Origin of the sequence: Bacillus cereus group sp. BfR-BA-01383 (genome assembly GCF_022663495.1) — a bacterium.
Classification (GTDB): domain Bacteria; phylum Bacillota; class Bacilli; order Bacillales; family Bacillaceae_G; genus Bacillus_A; species Bacillus_A cereus_AU.
Genome location: NZ_JAKUFP010000110.1, coordinates 1 through 433, shown reverse-complemented (window position 1 = coordinate 433; position 433 = coordinate 1). Strand labels below are relative to the sequence as shown.

Below are 433 nucleotides of genomic sequence, written 5' to 3'. Positions count from 1 at the left end.
GAGGAGGTAGAGGGATTCGAACCCCCGCGCGACTCTCGCCGCCTGTCGGTTTTCAAGACCGATCCCTTCAGCCGAACTTGGGTATACCTCCATGAAGGAAAAAATAAATATTTCATTATTATATATAGCTAAACCATTTTAAAATAAAATGGAGGAGGTAGAGGGATTCGAACCCCCGCGCGATTCTCACCGCCTGTCGGTTTTCAAGACCGATCCCTTCAGCCGAACTTGGGTATACCTCCGATATATAATAAATAAAGTGGAGCCTAGCGGGATCGAACCGCTGACCTCCTGCGTGCAAGGCAGGCGCTCTCCCAGCTGAGCTAAGGCCCCATGTTTTTAGGAATATCGGGAAGACAGGATTTGAACCTGCGACCCCCTGGTCCCAAACCAGGTGCTCTACCAAGCTGAGCCACTTCCCGTTAATAAAAGC

General features: G+C 50.1%; 4 tRNA genes. All 4 read right to left on the bottom strand.

Annotated elements, in window-relative coordinates:
- Window position 1: 1 nt before the first annotated feature.
- Window positions 2-91 (bottom strand) — tRNA-Ser (locus MR065_RS27150).
- Between the two features lie 58 nt (window positions 92-149).
- Window positions 150-242, bottom strand: a tRNA-Ser gene (locus tag MR065_RS27145).
- Between the two features lie 18 nt (window positions 243-260).
- Window positions 261-333, bottom strand: a tRNA-Ala gene (locus MR065_RS27140).
- 15 nt (window positions 334-348) lie between these two features.
- Window positions 349-422 (bottom strand) — tRNA-Pro (locus tag MR065_RS27135).
- Window positions 423-433 lie beyond the last annotated feature (11 nt).